Raw genomic sequence first — 25,094 nt, 5'->3', positions numbered from 1 at the left:
GCTCCCACCGCTGGGCAGGGTTTGGTGCTATCCGCGCTGCTGAACGAACCGGCGAGGACTCCGAAGGCCCGCACCCTTTCCCCCTCAGCCCGTCCAGCCGGTGAGCTATTCGATCGCGGAGCGCGTCGGTTCGACCGTGCTGGCCGAGAGCGGTGGAGCGATGTCCTCGAGGGAGCGGCCTTCGGCGTCGACGGCCAGGCGGTAGGCGATGAGGCCGCCGGCGATCATGACGGTCGCGCCGACGAGGTAGCCGAGGAACAGGCCCAGGGGATAGGTGCCGTCGCCGATCAGGGCACCGTAGATGACCGGGCCGAGGGCGCCGAAACACTGTGCGATGGCGAAGAATACGGCGATCGCCTTGGCTCGGACCTCGAGGGGGAAGATCTCGCTGACGGTGAGGTAGGCGGCGCTGGCTCCGGCGGAGGCGAAGAAGAAGATGACACACCAGCAGATGGTTTGGGTGATGGCGTTCAGGGCTCCGCTGTAGAACAGGCAGGCCGAGAGGGCCAGCAGTGTGCCGGAGCCGATGTAGGTGCCCGCGATCATGACACGGCGGCCGACGGTGTCGAAGAAGCGGCCGATCGTCAAGGGGCCCAGCAGATTTCCGATGGCGAAGGCGATGAGGTAGAGCGGGGTGGCGGCAGAGGGGACGTCGTAGAACTTGCCGAGCACGAGGGTGTAGGTGAAGAAGATCGCGTTGTAGAGGAATGACTGGCTGATCATCAGACTCGCGCCCAGAATCGCGCGAGAGGGATAGTCGCGGAACAGGATTCGCGTCAGCGCTCGATAACCGATCTGGTCGGCGGGCTTGACCACCATGGCCTTGGATTCATCCAGCGGTGGCAAATCGACCCCGCAGGCCCGCACTTCGTCCTCGATGGCCCGGATCGATTCCTCGGCGTCGTCGGCTCGGCCCTGCATGATCTGCCAGCGTGGGCTCTCCGGAAGATTGCGCCGCACCAGCACGATCACCAGGCCCAGCACCGGGCCTATCAGGAAACCGAGCCGCCAGCCCAGGTCCAGGCTCACGTGATTGAGCAGGATGTACGCGCCCAAGGTGCCCAGAATCGCACCGGCCCAATAGGTTCCGTTCACCGCGATATCCACCCGGCCGCGATACTGCGCCGGAATCAGCTCATCGATGGCGGAATTGATCGCCGCGTATTCGCCGCCGATACCCATGCCCGCGATGAATCGAGTCAGGTACAGGAACACCAGCCAGCCCGGGCCACTGCCGAGGGTGAAGGCGGTGAGCCCGCTGCCGATCAGGTACACACCGAGCGTGATGACGAACAACTTGCGTCGCCCCAGCCGATCGGACAGGTTCCCGAATACCAGTGCGCCGACTACCTCCCCGGCGAGGTAGACAGTCGCCAGGAACCCGACCGCCGTCGAAGACAGTTGCAGCGCTTCGGGTTTGGTGAGCGTATCCGCGACCGCGCTGGCGACGGTGATCTCCAGCCCGTCGAGAATCCATGCCACACCCAGCGCGATGACCATTCGGGTGTGAAACCGCGACCACGGTAACCGATCGATCCGCGCGGGAATCAAGGTCCGCACCCCACCGGCAGCGCCGGTCACTTCCGCCATGACGACTCCTGTGTCCGACCAATGCGGAAGGAACCCTAGCGACGGAAGGTCCGGCCCGTCAGCGCTGGGAACGCGATCGGCAGCGCCGCACCCGGTCGATCACGTGGATGTGGTTGTCACGGTGCGAGTTCGGCCAGGATGCGAAAGCGGGTTCCCGCACCGGATGCGGTGATGAGCTGAATCTGCGCGCCATGTGCGGCGAGAATGGCGCTGACGATGGCCAATCCGAGTCCGGAACCTCCTGTGCGGGAGCGGGATTCGTCGGCGCGGTAGAAGCGATCGAAGACGTACGGGGCCTTGTCAGGTGCGATACCCGGTCCGTTGTCACGGATTTCGATGATTGCGAGGTCGCCTGACTCGGGCATCGCGGCACCGGCTCGGGCGATGACTTCCGTGGTCGAGGGTGCGGGTCCGCGCGAGATGGTGAGGTCGACGGCGGAATCGGCGGGGGTGTGGGTGAGGGAGTTGCCGATCAGGTTGGTCAGGACCTGTCGTAATCGATGCTCGTCACCGTAGGTGTGTACGGGCTTCGCCGGAATGTGTAGCCGCACAACGCGTTCGGGTGCACGGACAACCGCATCATGCACGACGTCATCTGCGATGGCGGTCAGGTCGACCTTGGTCATATCCATCGGGCGCTCCTCATCGAGGCGCGCGAGCAGCAGCAGGTCATCGACGAGCAGGCCCATGCGGACGGCTTCGTCCTCGATGCGGCGCATCATGCGCTCGACCTCGTCGGCAGATTGCGGGCCGCTGAATCGATACAGTTCGGCGTAGCCGCGAATCGAGGTGAGTGGGGTGCGCAACTCATGCGAGGCGTCGGCGATGAACAGCCGCATTCGCGCCTCGGATTCCTCCATGCGATGCAGGGCGGACGACAGGCGTTCGACCATGATGTTGAACGCGGAGCCGAGGCGGCCCACTTCGGTATACGAATTGGTTTGCGCAACACGGCGATCCAACTCCCCGGCGGCAATCGCCTGCGCGGTGTGCTCGATGCGGGTCAGCGGGCGCAGGCCGACACGGACCAGCCAGGTCGCGACCGCGCCGAGTATCGCCAGCAGGCCGATTCCGGCGGCGATCTCGATGGTGCGGAGCTGGCTCAGGGTGGCGTCGTAGGTATCCAGTGACATGCTGACCGCGACGGTGCCGCCATTGGGCTCGAACTGATTCGGCGGTTGATACGCCGTTCGGACGCGCCACTGAACGCTGCCATCATGGGCGGGGACGGTGACCGCGCGCGTGCCTCGCGCTCGCACGGCGGTGGCATCCATCGCGGGCAGTTCCGGTGGCGATACCGAGCTACCGATTCGAATGGTGGGTTCACCGTTGATATCGAAGAACAACACCCGAAATGGCGAGGGCACCTGATCCTCGGCCGTACTGTCGACGGGCCGCGGCGGCGGCGGAGGCCGATTGACCGAAGTCATATCGGCCACCACGGTATTCAGCTGTGCGTCGATGCGCGCGAGCTCGGCCCGATCCAGCATCGAGACCGCGAGAATTCCGAACGCCGCCATTCCGACCGCGGTAATGGTCAGCGCCGCCACCAGCACGCGCGTGCGCAGAGTCCACCTGCGGCGCAACCGAATCACGAATTCTCACCGGGCAGGCGCAGCGAATACCCCACACCCCGAACCGTATGAATCAAAGCCGGACCGTGCGCGTCGACCTTGCGCCGCAATTGACTGATGAACGTCTCGACCACCCGATCCCCGCGCCCGTCCGCCGAATCCCAGACCTGATCCACAATCTGCCGCTTACTGACCACCTTTCCGGCATTGGTCATCAAGTAGCGCAGCAAATTGAACTCCGTGGCCGACAGCCACAGCCCTTCGCCACCGCGAGTCACGCTGTGCGCGTCCGCATTCAATTCCAGATCGGCGAACCGCAATGTCACCTCCGCATTCTGCGGTACCACCGTGCGCCGCATGATGGCGTGCAACCGCAACACCACCTCTTCGAGGCTGAACGGTTTGGTGACGTAGTCATCCCCACCCGCGGTCAACCCCTCGATCCGATCCTTGACCGCATCCCGCGCGGTCAAGAACAGCACCGGCACATCATTACCAGCGCCTCGCAACCGCCGGGCCACCGTATACCCGTCCATATCCGGCAGCATCACATCCAAAACCACGATATCGACCGGATTCGCCGCCGCGCTCGCCAGCGCCTCCACTCCATTCGCCGCCGAGGTCACCGAAAAGCCACTTGCCCGCAACGCCGCCCCCAGCAGATCCCGAATATTCGGTTCATCGTCGACAACGAGAACCCGCATGCTCGCAGACACCATTCGCTCGGCCACGATCCCACAATAAGGCCAGTCCAGCCACTCATTCCTGGCACCCGCCGACACCGAACCGCCCGAATTCCCAGCCAATCCACAGCGTCACGCGCGGCTACCCCAGAGACTTCCCACCCGAGGGCCATGGATTCGCGAACGCCCACGCAACGGTTCCGCAATCGCGAACTCGGCGGGGAAGAGGTCGGCGTATTGCCGGCGCAGCTGGGCTCTCGAATGGGCCGGGATAATCGTTCTGGCCCTCGAGTGGAGACAATGCGCGACCGAAGCTCAGATGCGCTGTCACGCTGTTGAATTCGTACCGTCGGTCGAGTCGGTCGTGAGCCTCGATGCCGGTGTCGAAAGGATCCGATGGCTGATACCGCCGCCGACGGTGTCATCGATTCGGATCGGGGTCCTGACCCTGATGTGGTGATGTCGCCGAGCGTGTTCTCCATCACGGTTTTGCCAGGTCGGGGCTATTCCCACCGGTGCGGATGCCACCCTAAGTTACTGTTCCTTCGATATTTTGAAACTACATAGTTCCACAAAAGAGGGGTGTCTTCGGTGACCCAGCAGGCTCGGGCCATATTCCGCGTGATGGACTCGGACGAAGGCCGGATCGCGCGGTTAGTGGGCTCGATTGCCGATCACCCTCGAGATCACTGTTCCCGAGATACCCGGCGGAACGAATCCCCTTGCGCCGCAGGGCGTGCGGCATGAGATTCGCGCACGCACACCATGCGTTCCTCGCCCAGTGCCGGTATTACGCGGAGATTGGCAAGTCCCTGGAATCCGCTGCGCTGGCGGTGATTACGGCCGAGGCGGCCCAGTGGAGCCGCTATTCGGCGGTCCGCGCGGAAGCGCTGGCCCAATGTCGCCAAGCTCGACATGACCTGTCGCTCACCGACGCCGCTCTCAATGCCGCCGTGCGCGCCGGAGCCGATCTGACGAGCCGTCAGGTCAGCGTGTTCCATGATGCCGAGAACGCCGCGAGGCGTGAGGTGGCGTCATTGAGGCAGACACTCTCGAGTATTGAGATGGCTTTGCGCACAACCTGATCCCGATTCACGATTCCCACTCGGTGCCCGTGAATCAGCGTCAGCCGGCGCGGACTCTGCTTCGTTTGAGGGTGCGCAGGTCGGTGCGCACATCGATCGAGTGCAGTCCGTCGATGCGGGCGAGTTCATTGGTCAGGAGGTTGTAGAGGTGTTCGGTATCGCGGGCGGCGATGGTGGCGAAGATGGCGGTGGGTCCGGTTGTGGCGCAGACGTAATGGATTTCGCTCATGCGCGCCAGGGCGTGTCCGGCGGCGTCGAGTTTGTCCAGGTCGACCCCTGCCCAGAGCGCGGCCGAGATGCGCAGGCCGAGACGGTTCTGATCCACCTCGAGGTCGAAGCGCAGGACTCCGGCTTCGGTGAGGTCGATGATCCGTGTCGCCACGCGCGCCGGGGTGAGGTTGGTGACCCGCGCGAGGTGACTGTACGAGGCGCGCGGATCCTCGGCGAGCAGCGCGATCAGCCGCCGATCATCCGCACTGAGGTCGGCGGCATCGTGGTTCGGGGTATCCCCGTGCCGGTCGATCGCGAATAAGGGATCTGCTGCCTCGGTGAGTCGTTCGCGCTGGGTGGCGTCGAGGGTCCAGCCGAGATCGGGCCAGGTGGTGTGCAGCGGGAAGCGGCGCAGAACCTGGCGGGCATCCATCGATTCGACCAGGGAGGTGGAGCGAATGCGGTCGGTGAGCATGAGGTCGTTATCGGCGGCCGTCTGCGGTTGATAGAGGCAGACGACATCGGCGGCGGTCATGCTGACCCAGCTCATATCGTCATGCTGCGCAAGCATTTCGGCGAGCTTGGTACCTTCGGAGCTCGGGGTGATTCGCAAAATCCATTCGTGCTGCCCTAGGGTGCGGTGATCCAAAGTGGCGGTGCATCGCAGGATGCCGTTGCGGACGAGAGTTTGGTATCGGCGTGCTGCGGTCTGTTCGGAGATTCCGGCGACCGTGGCCATGGCGGCGTAAGACATCCTGACATCACAACCAAGCATGTGGATGATCTGGAGTCTTTCGATCGTCTGACTGGAGGGCATGCCGGAAATCTACTCGATTGTTGGAGGTTTTAGTAGATTTTCTGCTAGAGCGACGATTACCGCAGGCAGTCGCCGCCGACCGGCGGCCTCGGCACCCCGCCGCCGTCCATCAACATCACGATCGTGATTCTGACACTGCCTGGGATCCGGCGCGATTCGGACGCGGGTCTCGGTGTGCTGCAACAGGTTCTGGACATACCGGAAATGTTGTTTGATACGGCGCATTAGATCCGATCATTACGGATCGGACGGGGACCGAGGGCATCGCGCAGGGCCGCGCGCGAGGTCACGCCGAGTTTGGGAAACAGTTGGTAGAGGTGGGTGCTGACGGTTCTGGGGGACAGGAACAGGCGTTCGGCGATCTGTTTGTTGGTGAGCCCGGATGCGGCCAGCAGCGCGATCTCTCGCTGCTGCGGGGTGAGGGTGTCGATGAGCTCGGGCACAGCGGCTGGCTGGCCGGTGGCGCGGAGTTCGTTGCGGGCCCGTGCTTTCCACGGTTCGGCGGCCAGACGGTCGAAGACGTCCAGGGCGGCTGTGAGGTGGCGGCGGGCGAGGGTGGTGAGCTTCGCGCGGCGCAGGCGCTCACCGTAGGCGAGGTGGATACGAGCCTGGTGGAAGGGCCATTGTTCGACGCCGGGCGTCGCCAGGGCCGTCTCGAAACGCGACCGATAGTCCTCGGAGTTGGCGATCATCGCCTCGGCTCCGGCGACCACGAGCGCGAGTCTGGGTGAGAGCGAGGCGATATCGGCCTCGGCGAGGTCGCGCACATGCTGAGTGGCCTCGATGGTGCGGCCCGACCGGACCGCGGCTTCGACCAGATCCTGCAGCACCCACAGCGTGTGCGGAGCGTGGGCCGGGACCGTGCCGGGACCGCACACTCCGGCGGCGTACAGGTAGGCCGTCTCGAACTCGCCGCCGCCGAGGGCGGCCAGTGATTTCGCATGAGCCGCGTAGTTCAGGATCAGTCCGATGCGGTTGGGGGCTGCCCATCCAATCGTGTTGTCCGCCAGCGTTTTCGCGTCGTCGTACGCACCGCGCGCGGCCGCGACGTAGGCCTGGTGCTGGTATAGGAGTCCACCGAGCAGCCGGTATCCGTGCCGTTCGGCGAGTTCGAGGCCCTCGGCGGTCAATCGCAGCACCCGATCCCATTCCCCGTTCTGCACCGCCTCATAGCCCAGCAGCACGAAAGCCTCGATCGCGGAAGTGATTGCGCCACCGGCACGCCCGTGCGCGGCGACCTGTTCCAGGGCCGCACGGCACCCGGCCAGGCGATCGACGTACAGGGCGGCGATGGCGACGCGCACGATATACGCGTGATCGGTCTGCTCACCGATTCCCGCGATCGCCGCGTCCAGGCGGCCCATGGTGGACAACCCCAGGCGGGACGGCAGCATGAACGTGCTCCCGAGCAGGACCAGGAACTCCGGCGGCGCGGGGTCCAGACGTTCGAGCGCCCCGTGGAACGCCTCGGATAGACCTGCGCGAGAACCGAATACGCAGGTGGCCTGCAGGACATACAGGGCTTCGACCACGGCCGGATCGCCCGCGTCGGACGGATTGTGCGCGCCCTTGATCCCATTGACGAGCAGCTGGTGAATGGTGTCGATATCGCCGCCGCTATTGAGCATCACCGAGGTGGCGGCCACGACACCGGCGAGCGAGCCGCCCGGCCCGCGCTCCGCGCTCTCGATCATTCGATGCGCCTCGGACAGGTCGCCGGTCACATCCGCGCCCAGGTACGCCGCGACCATGATGCGACGATCGCGGTCCGAGGTGCGCGGGCTGAGTTCGGCTGCGCGCAAGAGCAATCCGATGGCGCCCACCGGATCACCGCGGCGCTGAGTACGCGCGGCGGTTCGCTCGAGCAACTCGGCGACCTGCTCATCGGGTTCGACGGTGGCCTGCGACAGATGCCAGGCATGGCGTTCGGAATCCTCCGGAAACCGTTGGGCCAGTTCCCGATGCGCCTGCCGCCGCTGCTCATGGGTGGCCAGTTCCACCACCGCCGCACGGATCAGCGGGTGCCGGAATCGCAGTTCATGCGTGCCGGGATCGACCCGCACGAGTCGCATCTCCTCCGCGGGCGCGAGGTCCGCGCTATCGCAAATCCCCGTCGAAAGCGCCGACGGCAGCGCCGATCCCGCACCGGCGAGCGCCGCCGCGAGCAACTGCTGCCGGGTGCGCGGCGGCAGGTTCGCGATGCGCCGCGTGAACAGCGTGTGCAGGCGACGCCCGACGCGAGTGACACCCGGGGCCCGATGCGCGCTGTGCGCACCGGGCAATTCCACCAGCGCCAACGGATTGCCCTGCGATTCGGCGAGGTAGCGATGCCTGCTGCGCGTGGGCAGATCGGGGTAGTGCGCTGTCATCAAGGCCGCGGCGGCCGCATCGTCGAGCGGACCGACGGGGAGCTCATCCAGCCCCTCGGACTCGAACAGACTGTCCTCACCGGCGCGCACCGCCGCGACCAGACCCACCCGGGTTTCGCGCAGGCGACGGGCGACCATACCCAGCACCAGGGCGCTGGCCCGGTCGATCCAGTGCACATCGTCCACGATCAGCAAGACCGGCCGCCGCTCCGCCGCGAGAACGAGCAACGCCCGCACCGCATGTGCCAGCGCGAGCTGATCCGGTGCCGTCCCATCCTCGATCCCGAGCCCGATCGCCAGGGTACGACGATGCGAAGCAGGCAATTCCCGCAGCTCCGCATCCAGCGGATAGAGCAATTGATGCAGCGCGGCGAAACTCACGGTGGCCTCGAATTCGACGCCGGCGCCACGCAATACCCGCACCCCCGCCGCAGCGGCCATATCCGCGGTCGCATCCAGCAATACGGTCTTGCCGATACCGGCCTCACCGACGATCAGCAGCGCACCGCCACCGAGACTGGAATTCGTTGTGAAGACCTGCAACTGGGCCAGTTCCCGGTCCCGGCCGATCAGTTGCGCCACTACCACGATCACCGATGTTAATCGAGGTCATCAAGGCCGTCCGGGGTTATCCGACACGGTGGGATCCGCCGCGCGTACCCGGTGTGTGCGCATCTCGACGATGTCCAGGCCCAGGTTCTCGATATCGACGAGCAGGCCGAACAGCGCCGCCCGGTCCGGCAGCTGCCCGGTCAGCACCGTGCAGGCGTCCTGGTGGATGGCGGTCATGGTGGGAAAGGCGGACAGGGCGATGGGTCCCAGGCGGCCCTGCACCCGCAGCCGGATCACGTGCGGGTCATCGCCCATACCGATCAGTGTCGGTGCGGCGCAGGTGAGATGCCATCGCCGGGATCAGGTGAGCGAGGTGGTGCGTCCGCTCGACAACAGGCGTAGTTCTCGTGCGCGTCGCACCGCCCCCGAGCGATCGGTGACGCCGAGCTTGGCGTAGATGCTGCGAATATGCGTGTTGACCGTATTCACCGAAACCGACAGGGCGCTCGCGATTTCGGGGCGGGTGAGATTGGTGGGCAGGTAGCGGAGCAGGCGCAGCTCACTACGGCTGAGCGCCGCCGCGGGTGTGGTCGTTGGCAAGGACGCGGGAGCGCCGCCCCGCACGGCGTCGAGAATATCGGCGATCAGGGCGGCGTGCGAAGTGCGTTGCGGTGGCAGGGTTTCCAATAGCCGCCACGCGCCGGTCACAGCGAACGGGAGAATCAGGCGCTCCGGTTCGGCCAGATCGAGCCCGCGGTCCAAAGCCGTGAGCGCCGCGCGATGATCGCCCTGCGCGTGGCTCGCCAGCGCGTCCACCAGGTGCGCCTCGACCAGCGTGACATCGTGAGTCACCGGCGCCGCGCCGTCCAGCACCGCGCGCAGTTGTGTGCGCGCGGTGTGTGGATACTGTTCATGCAGGCTCACAACGGCCAGGGCCGTGCGGATTTCGCTCGCACCCGCCAGCCGTTCGGGCAGCGCGTTGACCGTGGTGCGTGCGTCGCCGATCCTGCCGAGCCTGGCCTGCGTCGCTATAACGCCACCGAATACCCGTGACGCCAGCGCGTGCCGACCGGCCATGCTCGCCTGCACGGTGTTCGCCAGATCGAACTCCTCCAGTGCCCGATGGAGCTGTCCGCGTCCGGCATGCAGCATTCCGGCAATAAGGTGAATGAACAGGGCCAGGCCCGGCTCGCTCCCGGCTCGCGTCACATGCATCGCGCGCTCGAGCCAGATTTCACCCCTGTCGAACTCACCGGTCCAGATCATGGTGCCCGCGAGCGTGGCCAGCGCGGGCGCGATGACCGGCTGATCTTGCCAGCCGTGCTGTTCGGCCAGTGCGATCGCCTCCGCGCCGCGCTGACCGGCAACGACGAGCGACGATGTGGTCGAGGCGAATGCGAGCTGTGCCCGGCACGCCACCTCCAGATATGGGCGGCCGATGGAATGCGCCAGTGCCGCACCCTCGCGCAGATGCCGAGCGCTGTCCGCGAGCCGCAACGACCAAGACTCGGTCACACCGAGATTGAGCAGCGCCAGCGCACGCAGGTCACCGCTGACGGCGAGATCGGCATTCGATTCACCCGCTATCGCCGCGGGCAATGATCCGACCTGTTCGATCACATCGTCGAAATTTCCGCGTAGCCGTGCCAGCAGCAGCTCCAGCGAGGTGATCGAGGTCCAGACGGTCTGCTGACGTTCCGCGGGCGTTGCGGCGGCGTGCTTTCTGGCCAACTCGAGATGTGCAGCCGCCGCACCCAGGTGCATGCTGTCGAGCGCCGAAATAGCATGCACGACAGCGAGTTCGGGTTGACTTCCGTCCACGTGCACCGGAAAGGCCTGCAACAGTGCCTGCACTGTTGCCGCCCGGCCGTCCAGCGTGAGACTCAACGCGTGATCGGTGAGAAGTTCTGCCGCCCAACCCCATTCACCCGCGGCTTGCAGGTGCGCGATTGCTTCGAGCACCTGCCCGTGGGCGGCGAGCCAGCTCGCCGCGAGCCGGTGCAGGCCCGGAATCCGTTCCGGCATAACGCGGCGCGATTCCAGGCGCAGCAATCCGCTGAACATGTGGTGGTATCGGAACCAGGTGCGCTCGGGGTCGATCGCCAGCACGAAGGCATTGGCGTCCTCGAGTTCGAGCAGCAGCTTCTCGGATCCGGCGCTCTCGGTGAGCAGATCGGCCAGTTCGCCGTTGACCTGGTCCAGCAGAGCGGTCCGCAGCAGCATGTCCTGCACTCGGGCGGGCTGACGTTCGAGCATCTCGGCGATCAGATACTCCGCGACGGTGCGATCGCTGCCGGAGAATTCGGCAACGAACCGCTCCGGGTCGGGATGCTCGGCCAGGGACAGCGCCGCGAGCCGCAGGCCCGCCGCCCAGCCCTCGGTGCGCTCGTGCAGCGCGGCTATCGCATTGCCGGACAGCGAGATTCCCGCCGCGGCCAGGAATTGCCGGGTTTCGTCGACGCTGAAACGCAGTTGTGCGCCGCGGATTTCGGCGAGCTGCCCCGCCAGTCGCATCTTGTGCAGGCGCAATGGCGGATCGCGCCGCGCCGCCACGATCGCGTGGACATGCTCCGGCAGGTTCGTCAGCAGGTGCGTGAGCTGCTCGAGAGCATCGGTGCCGGAGAGTTCGTGCAGATCGTCGATGACCAGGAACACCGGTGTCGCGAACTCGGCCAGTTCGGACAGGATGCGTTCGACCATGGCGTAGCCGTCGAAATCCGGTGTGGTAACTCGCGATTCGGGGTCGTTCCCAGCGGCCCGCTGAATGGCTGCCAGCAGTGTAAGCCAGAACTGCTGAGGATCACGCTGTCCCGCCCGCACCTGTATCGACGCGATAGGGCGTTCCTGGTCCGCGCCTGCCGCCCATCCGTGCAGGAGTGAGGTCTTTCCACTGCCGGCGGGTGCGGCCACGATGGTCACCCTGTGTGTCGTGGCGGCGCGCTCGAGGGCCGCAACCAACTCGCTCCGGGCGATCAACCCGGAACGCCCGGAACCGAGCCCCGCCGCCCGAGTGTCCCCGGCGGCCGCATCGGATATACCGGGGAGTTCTGCCATATCCGCCTCTCGTTGCGCCCATCTCAGGGTAGCCGCGCCGCCGTTCCATCTGCACCGCAACCGGATTCGACGCACGGTCGCCGGAATTCACCGGATCCGGGTGACGCCGATTCACCAGGGTCGCGGTGAGGCTGATGTGATGAACAACGAACAGATCATTCGGGACGCGTATCGGATCGCCGAGGTCAAGGACCTGGACGGGTGGCTCGACGCGTTCACCGAGGACGGCACCTTCACCGATGAATCCGCCGGGGTGACCTACCTCGGGAAGGACCGCGCCTGGCCGGTGGAGAACTACGGCCGGGCGTTCCCCGATATGCACCGCGAGCTGTACCGGGTCTACGTCAGCGGTGATCTGGTGATCGTGCAACTCGCCCTACAGGGCACCCACCAGGACCCACTCAGCTTCGGCGACGGCCGGATCCTCCCACCAACCGGAAACCGCATGGACGCACCATGCTGTGACGTCTTCGAACTGTCGAACGGCAAAATCAAGCGATTCGACTGCTACCCCTCGGGCACGGTCATTCTCGCCCAACTCGGCGTCCTCGGAAACTTCGAAGCCGCGCTCCAACCCTGAAACGACACGGCACTCGTACAACGGAAAGGCGTGGCACATGGACATTCTGCTCACCGGCGCGACCGGCTACATCGGATCGCACGTGCTCACGGCGCTGACCGGGGCGGGCCATACGGTGACGGCGGTGGTACGCAGCGAACAGGCGGCGGCGAAAGTGAAGTCCGACAGGGTGAATGCCATCGTCGGTGCGGTGGACGACGAGGCGTTCCTGGTCGAACTCCTGCGCCGCTGCGAGGGTGCCATCCACACCGCCTCAACCGGCGATGCGAAGGCGGCGGACTTCGACGCGGCGGTCGTCGCCGCGGTGCGCAGCGCCTTCACCGGCACCGGCAAGCCGTACGCGCATATCGCGGGCCTGTGGGAGTGGGGTTCGAATTCCACTGTCGCGGAGGATGAACCGTTCAACCCACCCGCCATAGTGGCCTGGCGTCCCGCCCTCACCGAGCAGGCACTGGCGATCGAGGGCGCACGCGTATCGATCGTCAACTCGGCGATGGTGTACGGCGACGGAGGCGGCAGCGCTGCCGGGCTGATCGCGGGAGCGCCTCGCGACAGCGCCGGAAACTTGACCACCGTCGGCTCCGGGCGACAGCACTGGTGCACGGTACACGCTGCCGACGTGGCCGAGCTGTTCCGCCTGGTCATCGAAACACCCACGGCCCGTGGGCGGTTCATCGCGGCGAGTGGGGTCAACCCAACTGTCCGGGAACTGACCGAAGCGGCCGCGCGGGCCATCGGAGCACCGGGCGTGGTGTCCGAGACCGACGAGGCGACCACCGCGCGCCTCGGGGATTACCTAGCCGAGGCGTTGCTCCTGGATCAACAGGCAACAGGTGCGAAGGCGCACTCGGAGCTCGGCTGGACACCGCACGGACCCAGCCTGCTGGAGGAATTGGAATTCGGCAGTTACGCCCCGAAAGCCTGACCCGCGCCGAAAGTCGGGCGGTACAGGCGACTCGAGGAAATCATCTCGCTATTTCGCTGATTAGTTCGTTCCCTGTTCCAGAGCCGCGTCGCGCAGGGCCTCGGTAACCCGGGCGACGGGGTCGGGGAGGGGGCCCGGCAGCCGGGCCAGCAGCATGCGCCGCTGTTCGGCGGGTCCCCCTCGCACGGTGAGTACCCGCACCCCCGGCGGTGCGACGGCGATCAAGCCGACGGGGATGGTGGTGATGCCGCAGCCCGAGGCGACCAGGTGCAGTTTGGCCAGCCAATCATGCACGGTATGAACGATATTCGGGCGCTCGTCGAGACCGGGCCAGACTCCCATCGTGCGATCGTCACCCGGTCCGGCGATCCATGATTGGCCGTGCAGGTCGGCTACGTCGACGGTGTCGGCGCGAGCCAGCCGATGGTCCGCCGGGACCGCGACGCGCAGGCCGCGTTCGGTCAGGACCTGCACCCGCAGCGCGGGGGATTCGGCATCGAGCGGCCGGTAGGGCGGGGCGGAGGCGACCAGCGCCAGGTCCAGGGTGCCCGCGCGCAGTGCGCGAACCAGCGCGGGCGTGCTGCCTTCGCGGCCCAGGACCGTCACCCCGGGATGGGTGCGACGCAGCCGAGCCAGCGCGAGCGGAACCAGACTCGCGCCGGCGCTCGCGAACCAGCCCAGGCGAACGGTCGCCCGTTCATCCGGCAGCCCGGCCAATTCCCGTGCGGTGGCGTCGATCTGATCGATCACCGCGGCCGCGCGCCGGGCCACGATCCGCCCCGCGGGCGTCAATCGCACACCATCGTGGCGGCGCACCATGAGCGGGGTTCCGGCCGCGCGCTCCAGCGCGGCGATCTGCCGCGACACCGCGGATTGGGTATAGCCCAGCGCGGTGGCCGCGGCGGTGAGTGTCCCGCGCTCGGCCACCTCCCGGAAAACCCGTAGCGAGGTCAGCGACGCAGCACCGAAGGTCATGACTATTACGCATACCACCTCTGACAATTTCTCGCTGCCGACATGACCGCGTGGCTTCTAGCGTGAAGATATGACACTGATCAGCACCCCATTCGGCTTCGACAGCAGCACGACCGACGCCACGGCGGGACTCGATCTCACCGGACGGCGCGCGATGGTCACGGGCGCTTCCTCTGGACTCGGGGCCGAGACCGCACGTGCCCTCGCCGCGATCGGCGCGGAGGTGACCCTGGCCGTCCGCGATCCGGAGGCGGGCAAACGCGTCGCCGCCGAGATCACCGAATCCACCGGCAACACCAGCGTCCATGTGGGTGTGGTCGATCTGACCGATCCGGAATCGGTGACCGGGTTCGCCGCCGGATGGGACGGGCCGCTGGACATCCTGGTGAACAACGCCGGGGTGATGGCCAGGCCGGAACGCCATACCGATCAAGGCTGGGAATGGCAGTTCGCCACCAACCATCTCGGTCACTTCACCCTGGCCACCGCGCTGCATCGCGGCTTGGCGGCGGCCGAAGCCGCGCGCATCGTCACGGTGAGCTCCTCGGGCCATCAGCTCTCGCCGATCGTGTGGGACGACATTCATTTCGCCTTCCGGCCCTATGATCCGTGGCTGGCCTACGGCCAATCCAAAACCGCCAACGTGCTTTTCGCGGTCGAGGCCACGCGCCGGTGGGCCTCCGACGGCATCACGGCCAATGCGGTGACCCCCGGTGCGGTCTACACCAACCTGCAGCGCCACACCGGCGGCCGGGGCAGCGGGCGTGTGCCCGCCGAACAGATCAGGACGGTCGACAAGGCCGCCGCCACAGCGGTTCTGGTCGCCACCAGCCCCGAACTGCATGGAATCGGAGGTCACTACTTCGCCGACTGCAATGAGACCGACACCGTCGAGAGGCGCACCGGCACCCTGTATGGAGTCGCCCGATACGCGCTGGATCCCACGGGCGCGCAACGATTGTGGGAACGCTCGGAGCGGATGATCGCCGAGGCCACCCGATGAGCCGGGTCGCGCTGGTCACCGGGGCAACCCAGGGATTGGGCCTGGCGCTGGCGGAAGGTCTCGCCCAGCGCATGGATCCCGCCGACACCGTCTACCTCACCGGACGCGATCTGGGGCGCGTCACCGAGGCCGTCGCCTCGCTCCCTGCAGGAGGAGCGCGGGTACGCGGCGCGATCCTGGACGTGAGCGATCCGCGCGGCGCGGAAAAGCTTGCCGCGGAGATCAATTCCCGCCACGGTGGGGTGGATGTGGTGTTCGGCAACGCGGTGATGCGCGTCGGCCCCGAGGACGATCCTCGCCGCATCGTGCACGACTACGCCGAGGTCAACAACTTCGGCACCACCCGCCTACTGCGCGCCTTCGCGCCGCTACTACGCGATAACGCCCGCCTGCTGATCGTGGCGAGTTCCCTTGGCACACTGCATTATCTCGCTCCGGTACTACACCCCCGATTCGACGACCTCGCCTCCCTGGACGCCGTGGACGCCCAGATCACCGCTTGGCGTGACGCGGTCGCCGACGGCTCCGCCCGCTCCGGCCCCTGGCCCGGTTTCGTGAACATCCCCTCCAAAATCGGCCAGATAGCCGCGGTCCGCACCCTCGCCGCCCTCCGCCGCGAAACCGACTCGGCCCGAGGCATTCTCATCGCCGCCCTCTGCCCCGGCATGATGAACACCCCCACCTCGGCGCTGTGGTGGGACGTCGCCACCGCCCCCACCCCCGCCCAAGCCGCGACGGCCCTGCTCGATCTCGCCTTCGACCCCGTCGATCCCGCGCACTACGGCGAACTCATCCGCGACCACACGGTACTGCCATGGTCGCCGACGAGTGTCCGATAGCAGTGTCGGCGTGCGCCATCACGGCCGTGACCAGATCGTGCCGGGTGAGTTGATCACGACGTGGTGAACTCACCCGGACGGTTGAAACGGTAGAAGAAGGGGCCGAGATCGCCCCGATCGAGCGTCGACGTCAGCGCGATCAAGCTCTCCAGCAGCGGTGCTTTCGTCAAGTCGCCCAGGTGGATCGGATCGAATCCGGCATCGCGGATGAGACGCTCGGTCACCGCGCGCGCCTCATCCTCGGCCGCGAACAATGTCCCCGGTGGAACCGGCTCGGCATCGATGGCGTCGTAGATCGAAGCGAAGTTGGTATTGAACGCCTTCGCGGTTGGGCCGCCGACAATCGATTTCACCTGCAGGGCAACCGAATCGAAGCCCTCGGGTCGATCACCGAATGAGTTGGTGGCATCGATCGTCACCTGCCCGCCGAGCCCGGACACCGCGGCCAGTCCCTGCACCACCGCATTCCCCGGAACCGCCACAACCACAACCTCCGAGCCGGTGGCGTCACCACCGTCTCGGCCCACCGCCGTTACCTCGTGCCCGGCTTTCGTCCACCGCTTCGCCAGTCCGCCGCCGACGTGTCCCCGGCCGATCACAGTAATTCTCATGGATCCACATCTACCCGAAGTCGTCGTCCACGGCCTCGTATCCAGGCATGCGGGGATAGTCGGTTCGGCCATTGACACTTGGTCGACGACCAAGTTAACTGGAATCGTGTTACTTGGTCGGTGAACAAGAATGTTGGAGGACAACATGTCCGAGAAGACATGGCTCATTACAGGTGCATCCAAGGGCTTCGGCCGCGAATGGACCGAAGCCGCACTCGAACGCGGTGATCGCGTCGCCGCGTTCAGTCGTTCGGGTGATGCGTTCGATGACCTGGTGGGCAAATACGATGACGCGATCCTGCCCATCGAGGTCGACGTCACCGACCGCGCGGCGGTTTTCGCCGCAGTCGATGACGTGGTCGAGCGGTTCGGCCACCTCGATGTGGTGGTGAACAACGCGGGCTACGGGTTGTTCGGCATGATCGAGGAAATCGATGAACGCCAGGCGCGCGATCAGGTCGAGGTGAATCTCTTCGGCCCGCTGTGGGTTACGCAGGCCGCCCTGCCGCACCTGCGTGCGCAGGGCAGCGGTCACATCATTCAGGTGTCCTCGATCGCCGGGGTGTACTCACTGCCGGGGCTCGGCCTCTATCACGCGTCGAAGTTCGGGCTGGAGGGGTTCACCGGCAGTCTTGCGGCCGAGGTCAAGGACTTCGGCATCAAGGTGACCCTGGTCGAACCGGCCGGTTACGCCACGGACTGGTCCGGTCCGTCGTCGGTGCACGCACACCGGCTGCCTGATTACGACGACTTCCGCGCCGCGATGGCGCGTCCGGCGGGCGTGCGCGGGGAGCCGAGCGCCACCCGGGCTGCCATTTTGCAGGTGGTCGATGCCCAAGAACCGCCGCTGCGAATCTTCTTCGGTCGTGGGCCGCTGGCGGTGATGGAGCAGGAATATGCCGCCCGGCTCGCCGAATGGCGGTCGTGGGATGTGGTGTCGCAGGCCGCATTCGGCGCATGACTCAGCCATGATCCCCGTACTTGTACGATGACCAACCGGACTGGGCCATCGCGGCAGCCGTCCGGATATCGGGAAGGGGTATCGGCCATGCGCAAGACCCAGGGCGATGTCATCGAGGCCGCCTTCACGACGCTGGAGGCGGCCGGCTTGGAGGGGCTGACGTTGCGCGCGGTGGCGCGAACCCTGGACGTGCACCTGAATTCGGTGAGCTGGCAGGTTAAGACGAAGCAGTCGCTCATCGACCTCATGGCGGACACCATCGTCGGATCGGTCGACACCGGAACACTGCCGTCGGACCCGATCGAGCGGGTGCATACGATCGCCACCCGGTACCGGGCGGCGCTGCTGGCCCATCGCGACGGCGGCCGTCTGGTCGCGGGCACGTTCACCGGCACCGGTAAGACGCTGCGCGTGGCCGAGGTCATTGTCTCCAGCCTGCTACAGGCCGGATTCTCCGATGCCGACGCCGCTCGATTGTGCTGGGCCATAGTGTATTTCACCCTCGGCCTGACCCAGGAACAGCAGACCCCGGACGAGCAGCCCCGGACCTACGTGGCGGGACTGCTCGACACCGGGTCCTACCCGGCGCTGGCCCGGGTGGGCATTCCGCTGCTGCTCGACGATTCCTTCGACGCCCGCTTCGAGTACGGAATCGCACGCCTGTTGCATCTCGGCTAGTTCGTTCACGAGTGCGCTGCGCGAACCTCGTTCGGTGTCAAGACAATTCGCTGTGTGGTGCCGGGGGCATCGGACCATGCGCGCTCGATATCGGCCAGCGGCATCGCCCGCGCGTCGATATCGAATGTCCCGGTGGTGATCTGCTCGGCCAATGCGGGCAACTCCGCGAGGATGTCGCGGGTATCGACCGATCCCTGTCCGCTGCCCACGATCTGCAGCCGTGCGGCGCGCAACGCGGCGGATGGGATCGACGCGGTCGGTCCTGCGACAGAACCGATTTCGATCCAGGTGAGTGGCCGGCCACGATCGGCTCGATCGGTGACCACGGCCGCCATTGCCGCGGCGGTGGCCGCACCCCACACGTAATCGATGACGACATCGACCTCGGCGGCCGCTCGACCCAGTTGTGCCGCAACGGTATCGGGCTCACCGACGAGTTCGACGGTATCGGTCGCACCGAGGGCGACCGTCGTAGCGAGCCGTTCGGTATCGCGTCCGGCGGCGATGATCTGGTTGGCGCCGAACAACTTCGCGATCTGGACCGCCATCTGACCGGAGCTGCCGGTAGCTCCGAGGATGAGCACATTCTGCCCGGCCTCGAAGGTGATGCGCCTGCGCAGCGCCACCCACGCCGACATCGCGGGATTCATCGCGGCGGCGACCGCGATCGGATCGCTGTGCTCGGGCAGCACGATACTGCGCCGCGGGTCGATAACGGTCTGTTCGGCCATCGCGCCCAGTGCGGTGTCCGGCAGCACGAAATAGCGCAACAGCCCGTCCGCTCCGCGCCCGACGCCATCGATGCCTGGAACCAGCGGCAGTGCGCCCGTGCTGGTGTAGTGCGAGCCGTCGGCCTGCGAGCGCACGCGTGGATGCAGGCCTGACGCGAGCACCTCTACGACCATATCGTGGCCGTTCGCCGCGGTCCGGCTCGGAAAGTCCTGGTAGTGGGGTGGATTGTCGAATGAGGAAACGACTGCTGCCTTCACGACGAGCTCCTAGATTTAGTTGGTAATACAAATCAAATGTAGTTTGCAGTACCAACCAAGTCAACTAGTCTGAGGTCATGGAAGCCGAACCCGAAACGCCTCGAATCAGGGCCGATCAAGCCGATTTGCTCGATGCCCTCGCGCAAACCGCGTTCGTGATCATGGCGATGCTGAACAAGGTGGGGGCCCAACATGACTTGTCGCTCACGCAGATTCGCGTGCTCGGAATCCTGCGAGACCGCCGCCCGCGCATGGCCGCACTCGCGGACTACCTCGGTCTGGACAAATCGACGATGACCGGACTCATTGCGCGCGCGGAGAAGCGCGGCCTGGTTCAGCGCGCACCCGCCGCCGATGACGGGCGGGCGGTGGAGGTCTTCCTGAGTCCGGCCGGGCTGGAGTTGACCACGCGGCTTTCGGCGGAGATCGCCGACGACCTCTCCTCGCTCACCGGATCCTTGCCTCGGGCAGAGCGGGATCAGCTGCGGATTCTGTTGCAGCGCATGCTCGGACCGACCCCGGAGGTGCGCTGACGCGGCGATCGAGCGCTCCCGCATCGAATTATGTTGCGAGTCTGTGAAATCGGCGATATCGGGGTGCGCAGAGCGTGACATACTGCGCGCATCGGATTAACAGCTGTTGACTGTGCGCAGGGGTGCGGGTGACCATGAAACATGGCAGCAAATGATGAGGATCAACAGATCAAAGCACTCGTCGGGCGTCTTGCCGACAAATTTCCCACGATCGGCACCGGGGCTATCGCCGATATCGTGGCCGATCTACACCGTACCTTCGACGGGCGGCCGGTTCGGGACTTCGTTCCGCTCCTCGTCGAGCGAATGGCTATCCGCCAATTGGCTTCGGCGGTGCGCTGATTCGAGCCGCGGGTGAGCGGCGAGGACTCCGAGGAAGCGCAGGCGCGAATCTTCCTCACCGAACTCGAAGGGCACGCTCATGCGTTGATTCGGCGGCGTGGCCAGTGGCGCGACGGGGAACCGAATCAGGCTATCGAGGCCGAACTCGACCAGATCCGGCAGCAGATTCGCACGATCCGGCGCCGATTCCCGCAGCTACCGGCGCCGGAATTCTGATCTGCCGAGCCGGATCGGACGGGCACGCTTGCATGCCGCTGGGCTGCCGCACATCTCGGTGTGCGGCAGCCCAGCGGTTTTCATCTGATCACATGGATCAGACGGCTTCGGCCGCACTGCGGATGATGTCCGCGACGACGGCGGGACGCGATACGTAGACCGCGTGGCTGCCGGGTGTTTCGACCACGGTCGAGCCCATGCGCTCGGCCATGGAAGCCTGTGCAGCGGGCGGGATCATGCGGTCCTCGGTCACGTGCAGGTACCAGGTGGGCTTGGAGCGCCAGGCGGCCTCGCTGATGACGCCGCCCAGGGCCTCCAGGCCCCACGGCACCTGGGAGTCGGCCAGGAACTTGGCGTCCTGTGCGGGCAGATCACCGGCGAAGGCCTCGGCGAACTTGGCGCGGTCCAGGAACAGGTAGCCGTCCACCGGGGGAAGGATCGGGGGCTGCGGGCCGTCCTGCGGGAAGGTGCCCAGCAGGGCGTTCACCGATTCGCCCTTATCGGGGGCGAACGCGGTGATGTACACCAGCGCTGCCACCTTCTGGTGTGTGCCGGCCGCGGTGATGACCGCGCCGCCGTAGGAATGCCCGACGAGTACGACCGGTCCGTCGATGCCGTCGAGAATCTGGCGGGTGGTGGCCGCGTCGTCATCGAGCGACTTGGTCGGGTTCTGCACGACCCGCACGTCGAACCCATCGCGGGTCAGCTCGTCATAGACGCCACGCCATCCAGCCCCGTCCACGAACCCGCCGTGAACCAGCACGACCGTCTTGTCCTGCGCAGTCATCTGAAGTCTCCTCGATCAATGAAATGCTGTTCTGCACAATCGAATCTAGGAAGGTGACGCGGTCGTGGCATCCGTCATTTGACGTAGATCGGGGTCGTGATCACTGTCGGTTCGACTCGGCCGCCGGGTGAAAGCTGAGATCCGGTCGTAGCCGGTGGTGACGATCAGGCCGATGACGACACCGAGCAAGGCTCCGACACCGACATGGATCCAGGCCGCGCGCAGTCCCGACAGGGGAACCGAGTGGAGATAGAGGATCGAGCGCAACCCGGACACGATCGGTTGCATCGGTTCGAAATTCGCGATCACGCGGAAGAACGCGGGGGTGGCTTCCGCGGGAATCGTGCCCGCCGAGGAGGTCATGGCCAGGGCGATGAAGAAGAACATATTGACCAGTGGGGCGAGTGATCCGAAGATCGCGAAGACCGTCAGGGCGCTGAGCGCGACCGCGGCAATTGTGCTGGTGGAGAACAGGTACAGCTGCCAGGGGGAGTCGGCCGGCATGTGCAGCACTTTGGTCGCCATCAACTGAATCAGTCCGGCGCTCAGGGGTGCCGCGATCAGCGCCACACACCATTTGACGACGAGCATGTGAAGGCGGGACAGATGGGTGTACCGGCGGCGTTGCACCTTCGGGCCCAGCTCGCTCGGCTGAAAACCGCTGGCGGAGTCCACAATCGGATGAATTACCGAGGCACCGATGAAGCCGAGCAGAACCAGCACGACGGCGTAGTAGAAGACGCTGGTCCCGAATCCGGTACGCGCGGGTAGCGGTGTGAGCGGTGCGGTCGTGATGGTGAACGGGCTGGCCAGCGCGGTAGCGGTGGCGGCGCTGATCGGCGCTTTGTACGACGGCTCCACCATGCCCAGGTACGTGTTCACCGACGCGACCAAAGGCGTGAGATGGCCGGTGAACAACCCCGTACTCATCGTCGCGGCCGCCGGGTTGGTGTCGAGATAGACCACCGCGTGAGTGGCGGGACCGGGTGCGCCGCTGACGAGTCGGCCGGTCTCGGCATTGAAATCGGCGGGTATGCGGACGGCTCCGGCGATCTTGCCGCCCGCCATCTGCTCGCGTTCCTCTTCGGGCGTCATCTCGATGAGGTCGATGGCCTCGCGGTCGACGTGCTGGGCGATGGCTTCGCGAACCTGCTCGGCGGCATCGAAACCAGCGGTGGTCTGCGGTTCGACGACCAGGGCGACCGGTAGCCCACGCAGATTCGCGGACGGGTCGAGAGTCCCGCCGAGGTAGATCGCGGGCAGCGCCAGCGCCAGCAGCAGCATGATGAACAGCGGTGGGAGCCAGGTCGCGGGGTGACGGCCGAAGTCACGGGCGACCCGCATCGGGTTGGGGCTCATGCGGGGGAGGAGGTCGGTGCGGTCGAATCGCGCTGCGCGTCGATGCGACGGCCGATCTCTTCCCAGGAAAGGCGCATGTCATCCGCCGGTGCGGTGAAGAAAACGAAGGTGGCGTCTCGCATGACCTTTCGCTTGCGCGCGACGGTCGAGCGGTGCGGCTCGGTGCGCGCGTAGGAGTAGATCGCGGATTTGTCGTCCCAGGCCGAGTAGGTCCAGAAGACGCCTTTGAACATCTCGGCCTTCAGGGCCACGCCCAGTACTCCCGGGGAGCGGCGGGCCTGCCACCACAGTGCGAGTGAGGCCAGCAGGAAGCCGGGCGCGTTGCGCAGCGACTTGACCTCCAGGCGCGAGGCCATGCACTGCACCTCGGGGGTGCCGGGCGTGCCGATGGTCGACCACGGAAGCGTTGGCATTGACTGCTCTTTCGATCGGGCGGGCGGCGAACGCCCCCTCGGCGGTCGTCGATGATCTCAGCCTCGGTTCGCGGCGGGAATTGATCAACGGGGAAATGCGTATGATGCGATAAGCCGCCGTGATCGATTGGAAAACCGCATGGACCTGCGCGATTTGGATTTGCGCGATATCGAGATTTTTCTGACGCTGTCGGCGGAGCTGCATTTCGGCCGGACCGCGGAGCGATTGCATGTTTCGCAGGCCAGGGTCAGTCAGGTGATCGGGAAATTGGAGCGCCGTATCGGCGGCAAACTCTTCGAACGATCAAGTCGCACAGTGAGATTGACCCCGATTGGGGTGCGGCTGCGGGACGATTTGCAAACCAACTATCGGGATCTGCGCGCGAGTCTGGGGCGGGCGTCGCGGGCGACTCGCTACGGCGATGCGGGCATTCTGCGGCTGGGGCTCACCAGCAGTGATCTCGAACAGGTGCGGCCGCTGCTGGACGCTTTCCAGTCGAAGTACCCCGATTGTCAGGTGCATCTCGAGCATATTCACTTCGGCAATCCCTTCGGCGCGCTGCGCGAGGACGCGATCGATGCGCTGGTGAGTTGGCTGCCTATTCACGAACCCGACCTGGTGGTGGGTCCAACGCTCTATGAGGAGCCGTTCGTGCTGCTTGTCGGCGCGGATCATCCACTGGCACAGCGGGAATCGGCGTCCTACGAGGATTTGGCCGATTACGGCGTCTTCGGTGTGCCGCCATCGGACCCGGACACGACGCCCCCTGATTACTGGGCCGCGGCGGCCGTCCCGTTCTTCACTCCCAGCGGGAGGCCCATCGCCCGCACCGCGCACGCCGCCAACTTCCAGGACTTGATCCTGCTGGTGGCGGCGGGCAGGGCCATCACCCCGGTACATGGGCACGCCGCCCGGTATTACGGCAGACCCGATGTCGCCTATATCCCCATGCCCGATGTTCCGCCTGCCCGCTGGGCGCTGGTCTGGCGGCGATCGGGCGAAACCGATCTCGTCAAGGATCTGGCCGAAGTGTTCGCCACCGGTTATGTGCCCGATGCCGACGGTGATCCGATCGGGGAGCCGAACTAGGCCCGGCTACTTCACCTCCGCCAGCCAGCGCGCGACCTGCTCGCACACCCAGGCGGGGTCATCGAGGGGCAGATCGTGGCCCGCATCGGGATGCAGCTCCAAGGGAGCTCCGAGGCGGGCGGCGATTCGCTTGGACATGTGATGGTCCAGCAGACGGTCGCCCTTGGACGCGAGTACCAACAGCGGCAACGGGATTCGTGTCGGCAGGCGGAATGTGGCGGCGGCGGCCACCTGCGCCGCCGCGCTTGCGCTCAGTGGCGCGGCTTCGCGCTGATACTGCGCCCAGGTCACCGCCAACTTCGTCAAATCCGCCTTCGGTTGATTGCTGGAGAGCTCCAACGCCGCGGCCTCATGCGCTTCCAGTGACCGAAACTGTTTGCCCGCCACCAGCGATACAAGTCCGAACTTCATTCGATGTGGCCGGAATACCGCTGGTGCTCCGGTATTCACCACCACGCAGCGCTGAAAATCCTCCGGATATCGCTCCACCCAATTAAGGGCCATCATGCCGCCGAGGGAGATCCCCAGCAGCGACCACTCCTGGTCTCCGCGTTCGAACCGTCCTCGAATATCGTCGGTGATGGCCGACATGTTCCGCGGCGAGACCCGGCCATTCTGCGTCCCGAAACCTGGTGGATCGATCGTCACGACGCGCACCCCCAACCGCGCCGCCAACTCCCGATCGAACCCACCCCAATGCCGTTGATCCCGTGTAAGCCCCCGCAGCAGCAACCAATTCGTCATCGAATCCCTCTCCTCGCACCGCCATTTCGCGCAATCGTCCAGCCGCGCACGGAAACGGTCAATGCCACGAGCTGCCATTCCCGCGGATCTGGGAAATTGCCCGGCCCTACGACAC

Annotated in this window: 25 protein-coding genes; 11 read left to right on the top strand and 14 right to left on the bottom strand. The window is 65.9% G+C overall.

Annotation, left to right across the window (positions count from 1 at the left end; genetic code table 11):
* Positions 1–105: 105 nt before the first annotated feature.
* The 3 genes from ACFC0O_RS17100 to ACFC0O_RS17090 all read right to left on the bottom strand — a co-directional run bounded on the left by ACFC0O_RS17100 (position 106) and on the right by ACFC0O_RS17090 (position 3,895).
* On the bottom strand, positions 106–1,590 hold the full coding sequence (locus ACFC0O_RS17100; RefSeq protein WP_375958776.1) for an MFS transporter: 1,485 nt from the start codon (positions 1,588–1,590) through the stop codon (positions 106–108).
* 116 nt (positions 1,591–1,706) lie between these two features.
* Complete coding sequence (locus tag ACFC0O_RS17095) at positions 1,707–3,185, bottom strand: sensor histidine kinase (RefSeq protein ID WP_375958774.1); 1,479 nt, start codon at positions 3,183–3,185, stop codon at positions 1,707–1,709.
* Positions 3,182–3,895 (bottom strand): response regulator transcription factor, encoded by a 714-nt coding sequence (locus ACFC0O_RS17090; RefSeq protein WP_375958772.1) that lies wholly within the window; start codon positions 3,893–3,895, stop codon positions 3,182–3,184. Before ACFC0O_RS17090 ends, ACFC0O_RS17095 begins: the two co-directional genes overlap by 4 nt.
* 695 nt (positions 3,896–4,590) lie before the next feature.
* On the opposite strand from ACFC0O_RS17090, the gene ACFC0O_RS17085 reads away from it, so the two are divergent.
* The gene (locus ACFC0O_RS17085) at positions 4,591–4,932 is read left to right on the top strand and encodes a hypothetical protein (protein WP_375958770.1); all 342 of its coding nucleotides are present in this window, start codon (positions 4,591–4,593) and stop codon (positions 4,930–4,932) included.
* 40 nt (positions 4,933–4,972) lie between these two features.
* On the opposite strand, the gene ACFC0O_RS17080 is transcribed toward ACFC0O_RS17085, so the two are convergent.
* The 4 genes from ACFC0O_RS17080 to ACFC0O_RS17065 form a co-directional block, all read right to left on the bottom strand.
* Positions 4,973–5,959, bottom strand: coding sequence for an Lrp/AsnC family transcriptional regulator (locus ACFC0O_RS17080; RefSeq protein WP_375958768.1), 987 nt, complete (start codon positions 5,957–5,959; stop codon positions 4,973–4,975).
* 224 nt (positions 5,960–6,183) lie between these two features.
* Positions 6,184–8,916 carry an AAA family ATPase gene (locus tag ACFC0O_RS17075; RefSeq protein WP_375958766.1) on the bottom strand — a complete coding sequence of 911 codons (2,733 nt, stop codon included), beginning with the start codon at positions 8,914–8,916 and terminating at the stop codon, positions 6,184–6,186.
* 24 nt (positions 8,917–8,940) lie between these two features.
* A complete protein-coding gene (locus ACFC0O_RS17070) occupies positions 8,941–9,195 on the bottom strand; it encodes a hypothetical protein (RefSeq protein ID WP_375958764.1) in 255 nt (84 codons plus the stop codon).
* Between the two features lie 45 nt (positions 9,196–9,240).
* The gene (locus tag ACFC0O_RS17065; protein WP_375958762.1) at positions 9,241–11,934 is read right to left on the bottom strand and encodes a LuxR C-terminal-related transcriptional regulator; all 2,694 of its coding nucleotides are present in this window, start codon (positions 11,932–11,934) and stop codon (positions 9,241–9,243) included.
* Between the two features lie 139 nt (positions 11,935–12,073).
* Between ACFC0O_RS17065 and ACFC0O_RS17060 the strand changes: the two genes are divergently transcribed.
* Together ACFC0O_RS17060 and ACFC0O_RS17055 are read left to right on the top strand one after the other, a co-directional pair.
* Complete coding sequence (locus ACFC0O_RS17060) at positions 12,074–12,514, top strand: nuclear transport factor 2 family protein (RefSeq protein ID WP_375958760.1); 441 nt, start codon at positions 12,074–12,076, stop codon at positions 12,512–12,514.
* Positions 12,515–12,551: 37 nt separating this feature from the next.
* Complete coding sequence (locus ACFC0O_RS17055) at positions 12,552–13,439, top strand: NAD-dependent epimerase/dehydratase family protein (protein WP_375958758.1); 888 nt, start codon at positions 12,552–12,554, stop codon at positions 13,437–13,439.
* A 60-nt stretch (positions 13,440–13,499) separates the two neighbouring features.
* Here ACFC0O_RS17055 and ACFC0O_RS17050 read toward each other — a convergent pair whose 3' ends face one another.
* Entirely contained in the window at positions 13,500–14,414 is a 915-nt protein-coding gene (locus ACFC0O_RS17050) for a LysR family transcriptional regulator (protein WP_375958756.1), read from the bottom strand.
* 70 nt (positions 14,415–14,484) lie between these two features.
* Between ACFC0O_RS17050 and ACFC0O_RS17045 the strand changes: the two genes are divergently transcribed.
* Together ACFC0O_RS17045 and ACFC0O_RS17040 are read left to right on the top strand one after the other, a co-directional pair.
* Positions 14,485–15,417, top strand: coding sequence for an SDR family NAD(P)-dependent oxidoreductase (locus ACFC0O_RS17045; protein WP_375958754.1), 933 nt, complete (start codon positions 14,485–14,487; stop codon positions 15,415–15,417).
* Positions 15,414–16,256 (top strand): SDR family NAD(P)-dependent oxidoreductase, encoded by an 843-nt coding sequence (locus ACFC0O_RS17040; RefSeq protein WP_375958752.1) that lies wholly within the window; start codon positions 15,414–15,416, stop codon positions 16,254–16,256. The genes ACFC0O_RS17045 and ACFC0O_RS17040 overlap by 4 nt, the downstream gene beginning before the upstream one ends.
* Before the next feature lie 53 nt (positions 16,257–16,309).
* Here ACFC0O_RS17040 and ACFC0O_RS17035 read toward each other — a convergent pair whose 3' ends face one another.
* On the bottom strand, positions 16,310–17,035 hold the full coding sequence (locus ACFC0O_RS17035) for an NADPH-dependent F420 reductase (protein WP_375958750.1): 726 nt from the start codon (positions 17,033–17,035) through the stop codon (positions 16,310–16,312).
* Here ACFC0O_RS17035 and ACFC0O_RS17030 point away from each other — a divergent pair.
* Positions 17,013–17,828, top strand: coding sequence for an SDR family NAD(P)-dependent oxidoreductase (locus ACFC0O_RS17030; RefSeq protein WP_375958748.1), 816 nt, complete (start codon positions 17,013–17,015; stop codon positions 17,826–17,828). The genes ACFC0O_RS17035 and ACFC0O_RS17030 overlap by 23 nt on opposite strands.
* 87 nt (positions 17,829–17,915) lie before the next feature.
* On the top strand, positions 17,916–18,506 hold the full coding sequence (locus tag ACFC0O_RS17025) for a TetR/AcrR family transcriptional regulator C-terminal domain-containing protein (protein WP_375958746.1): 591 nt from the start codon (positions 17,916–17,918) through the stop codon (positions 18,504–18,506).
* 5 nt (positions 18,507–18,511) lie between these two features.
* Here ACFC0O_RS17025 and ACFC0O_RS17020 read toward each other — a convergent pair whose 3' ends face one another.
* Positions 18,512–19,495: a zinc-binding dehydrogenase gene (locus ACFC0O_RS17020; RefSeq protein ID WP_375958744.1), complete on the bottom strand. Its 984-nt coding sequence runs from the start codon at positions 19,493–19,495 to the stop codon at positions 18,512–18,514.
* A gap of 77 nt (positions 19,496–19,572) precedes the next feature.
* On the opposite strand from ACFC0O_RS17020, the gene ACFC0O_RS17015 reads away from it, so the two are divergent.
* The 3 genes from ACFC0O_RS17015 to ACFC0O_RS17005 all read left to right on the top strand — a co-directional run bounded on the left by ACFC0O_RS17015 (position 19,573) and on the right by ACFC0O_RS17005 (position 20,586).
* Positions 19,573–20,028 (top strand): MarR family winged helix-turn-helix transcriptional regulator, encoded by a 456-nt coding sequence (locus ACFC0O_RS17015; protein WP_375958742.1) that lies wholly within the window; start codon positions 19,573–19,575, stop codon positions 20,026–20,028.
* A 141-nt stretch (positions 20,029–20,169) separates the two neighbouring features.
* Positions 20,170–20,370, top strand: a complete 201-nt coding sequence (locus ACFC0O_RS17010) for a three-helix bundle dimerization domain-containing protein (protein WP_375958740.1) — start codon at positions 20,170–20,172, stop codon at positions 20,368–20,370.
* A gap of 12 nt (positions 20,371–20,382) precedes the next feature.
* Positions 20,383–20,586 (top strand): hypothetical protein, encoded by a 204-nt coding sequence (locus tag ACFC0O_RS17005; RefSeq protein WP_375958739.1) that lies wholly within the window; start codon positions 20,383–20,385, stop codon positions 20,584–20,586.
* Between the two features lie 97 nt (positions 20,587–20,683).
* Here the strand turns inward: ACFC0O_RS17005 and ACFC0O_RS17000 are convergent, their stop codons facing one another.
* The 3 genes from ACFC0O_RS17000 to ACFC0O_RS16990 are packed head-to-tail and all read right to left on the bottom strand — an operon-like array spanning position 20,684 to position 23,145.
* Complete coding sequence (locus ACFC0O_RS17000; protein WP_375958737.1) at positions 20,684–21,373, bottom strand: alpha/beta fold hydrolase; 690 nt, start codon at positions 21,371–21,373, stop codon at positions 20,684–20,686.
* 45 nt (positions 21,374–21,418) lie between these two features.
* The gene (locus ACFC0O_RS16995; RefSeq protein WP_375958735.1) at positions 21,419–22,732 is read right to left on the bottom strand and encodes a YhgE/Pip domain-containing protein; all 1,314 of its coding nucleotides are present in this window, start codon (positions 22,730–22,732) and stop codon (positions 21,419–21,421) included.
* The gene (locus ACFC0O_RS16990; RefSeq protein WP_375958734.1) at positions 22,729–23,145 is read right to left on the bottom strand and encodes a hypothetical protein; all 417 of its coding nucleotides are present in this window, start codon (positions 23,143–23,145) and stop codon (positions 22,729–22,731) included. The genes ACFC0O_RS16995 and ACFC0O_RS16990 overlap by 4 nt, the downstream gene beginning before the upstream one ends.
* Positions 23,146–23,284: 139 nt before the next feature.
* Here ACFC0O_RS16990 and ACFC0O_RS16985 point away from each other — a divergent pair, with 139 nt between their 5' ends.
* Entirely contained in the window at positions 23,285–24,235 is a 951-nt protein-coding gene (locus ACFC0O_RS16985; RefSeq protein WP_375958732.1) for a LysR family transcriptional regulator, read from the top strand.
* A gap of 6 nt (positions 24,236–24,241) precedes the next feature.
* On the opposite strand, the gene ACFC0O_RS16980 is transcribed toward ACFC0O_RS16985, so the two are convergent.
* Positions 24,242–24,979, bottom strand: coding sequence for an alpha/beta fold hydrolase (locus ACFC0O_RS16980; protein ID WP_375958730.1), 738 nt, complete (start codon positions 24,977–24,979; stop codon positions 24,242–24,244).
* Positions 24,980–25,094: the final 115 nt, after the last annotated feature.

It is taken from the genome of Nocardia sp. NPDC056100, from assembly GCF_042266325.1.
In the GTDB taxonomy this organism is placed as follows: Bacteria; Actinomycetota; Actinomycetes; order Mycobacteriales; family Mycobacteriaceae; genus Nocardia.
The sequence above is the reverse complement of the archived record's forward strand: the minus strand, read 5'-3'. Positions and strand labels throughout refer to the sequence as shown.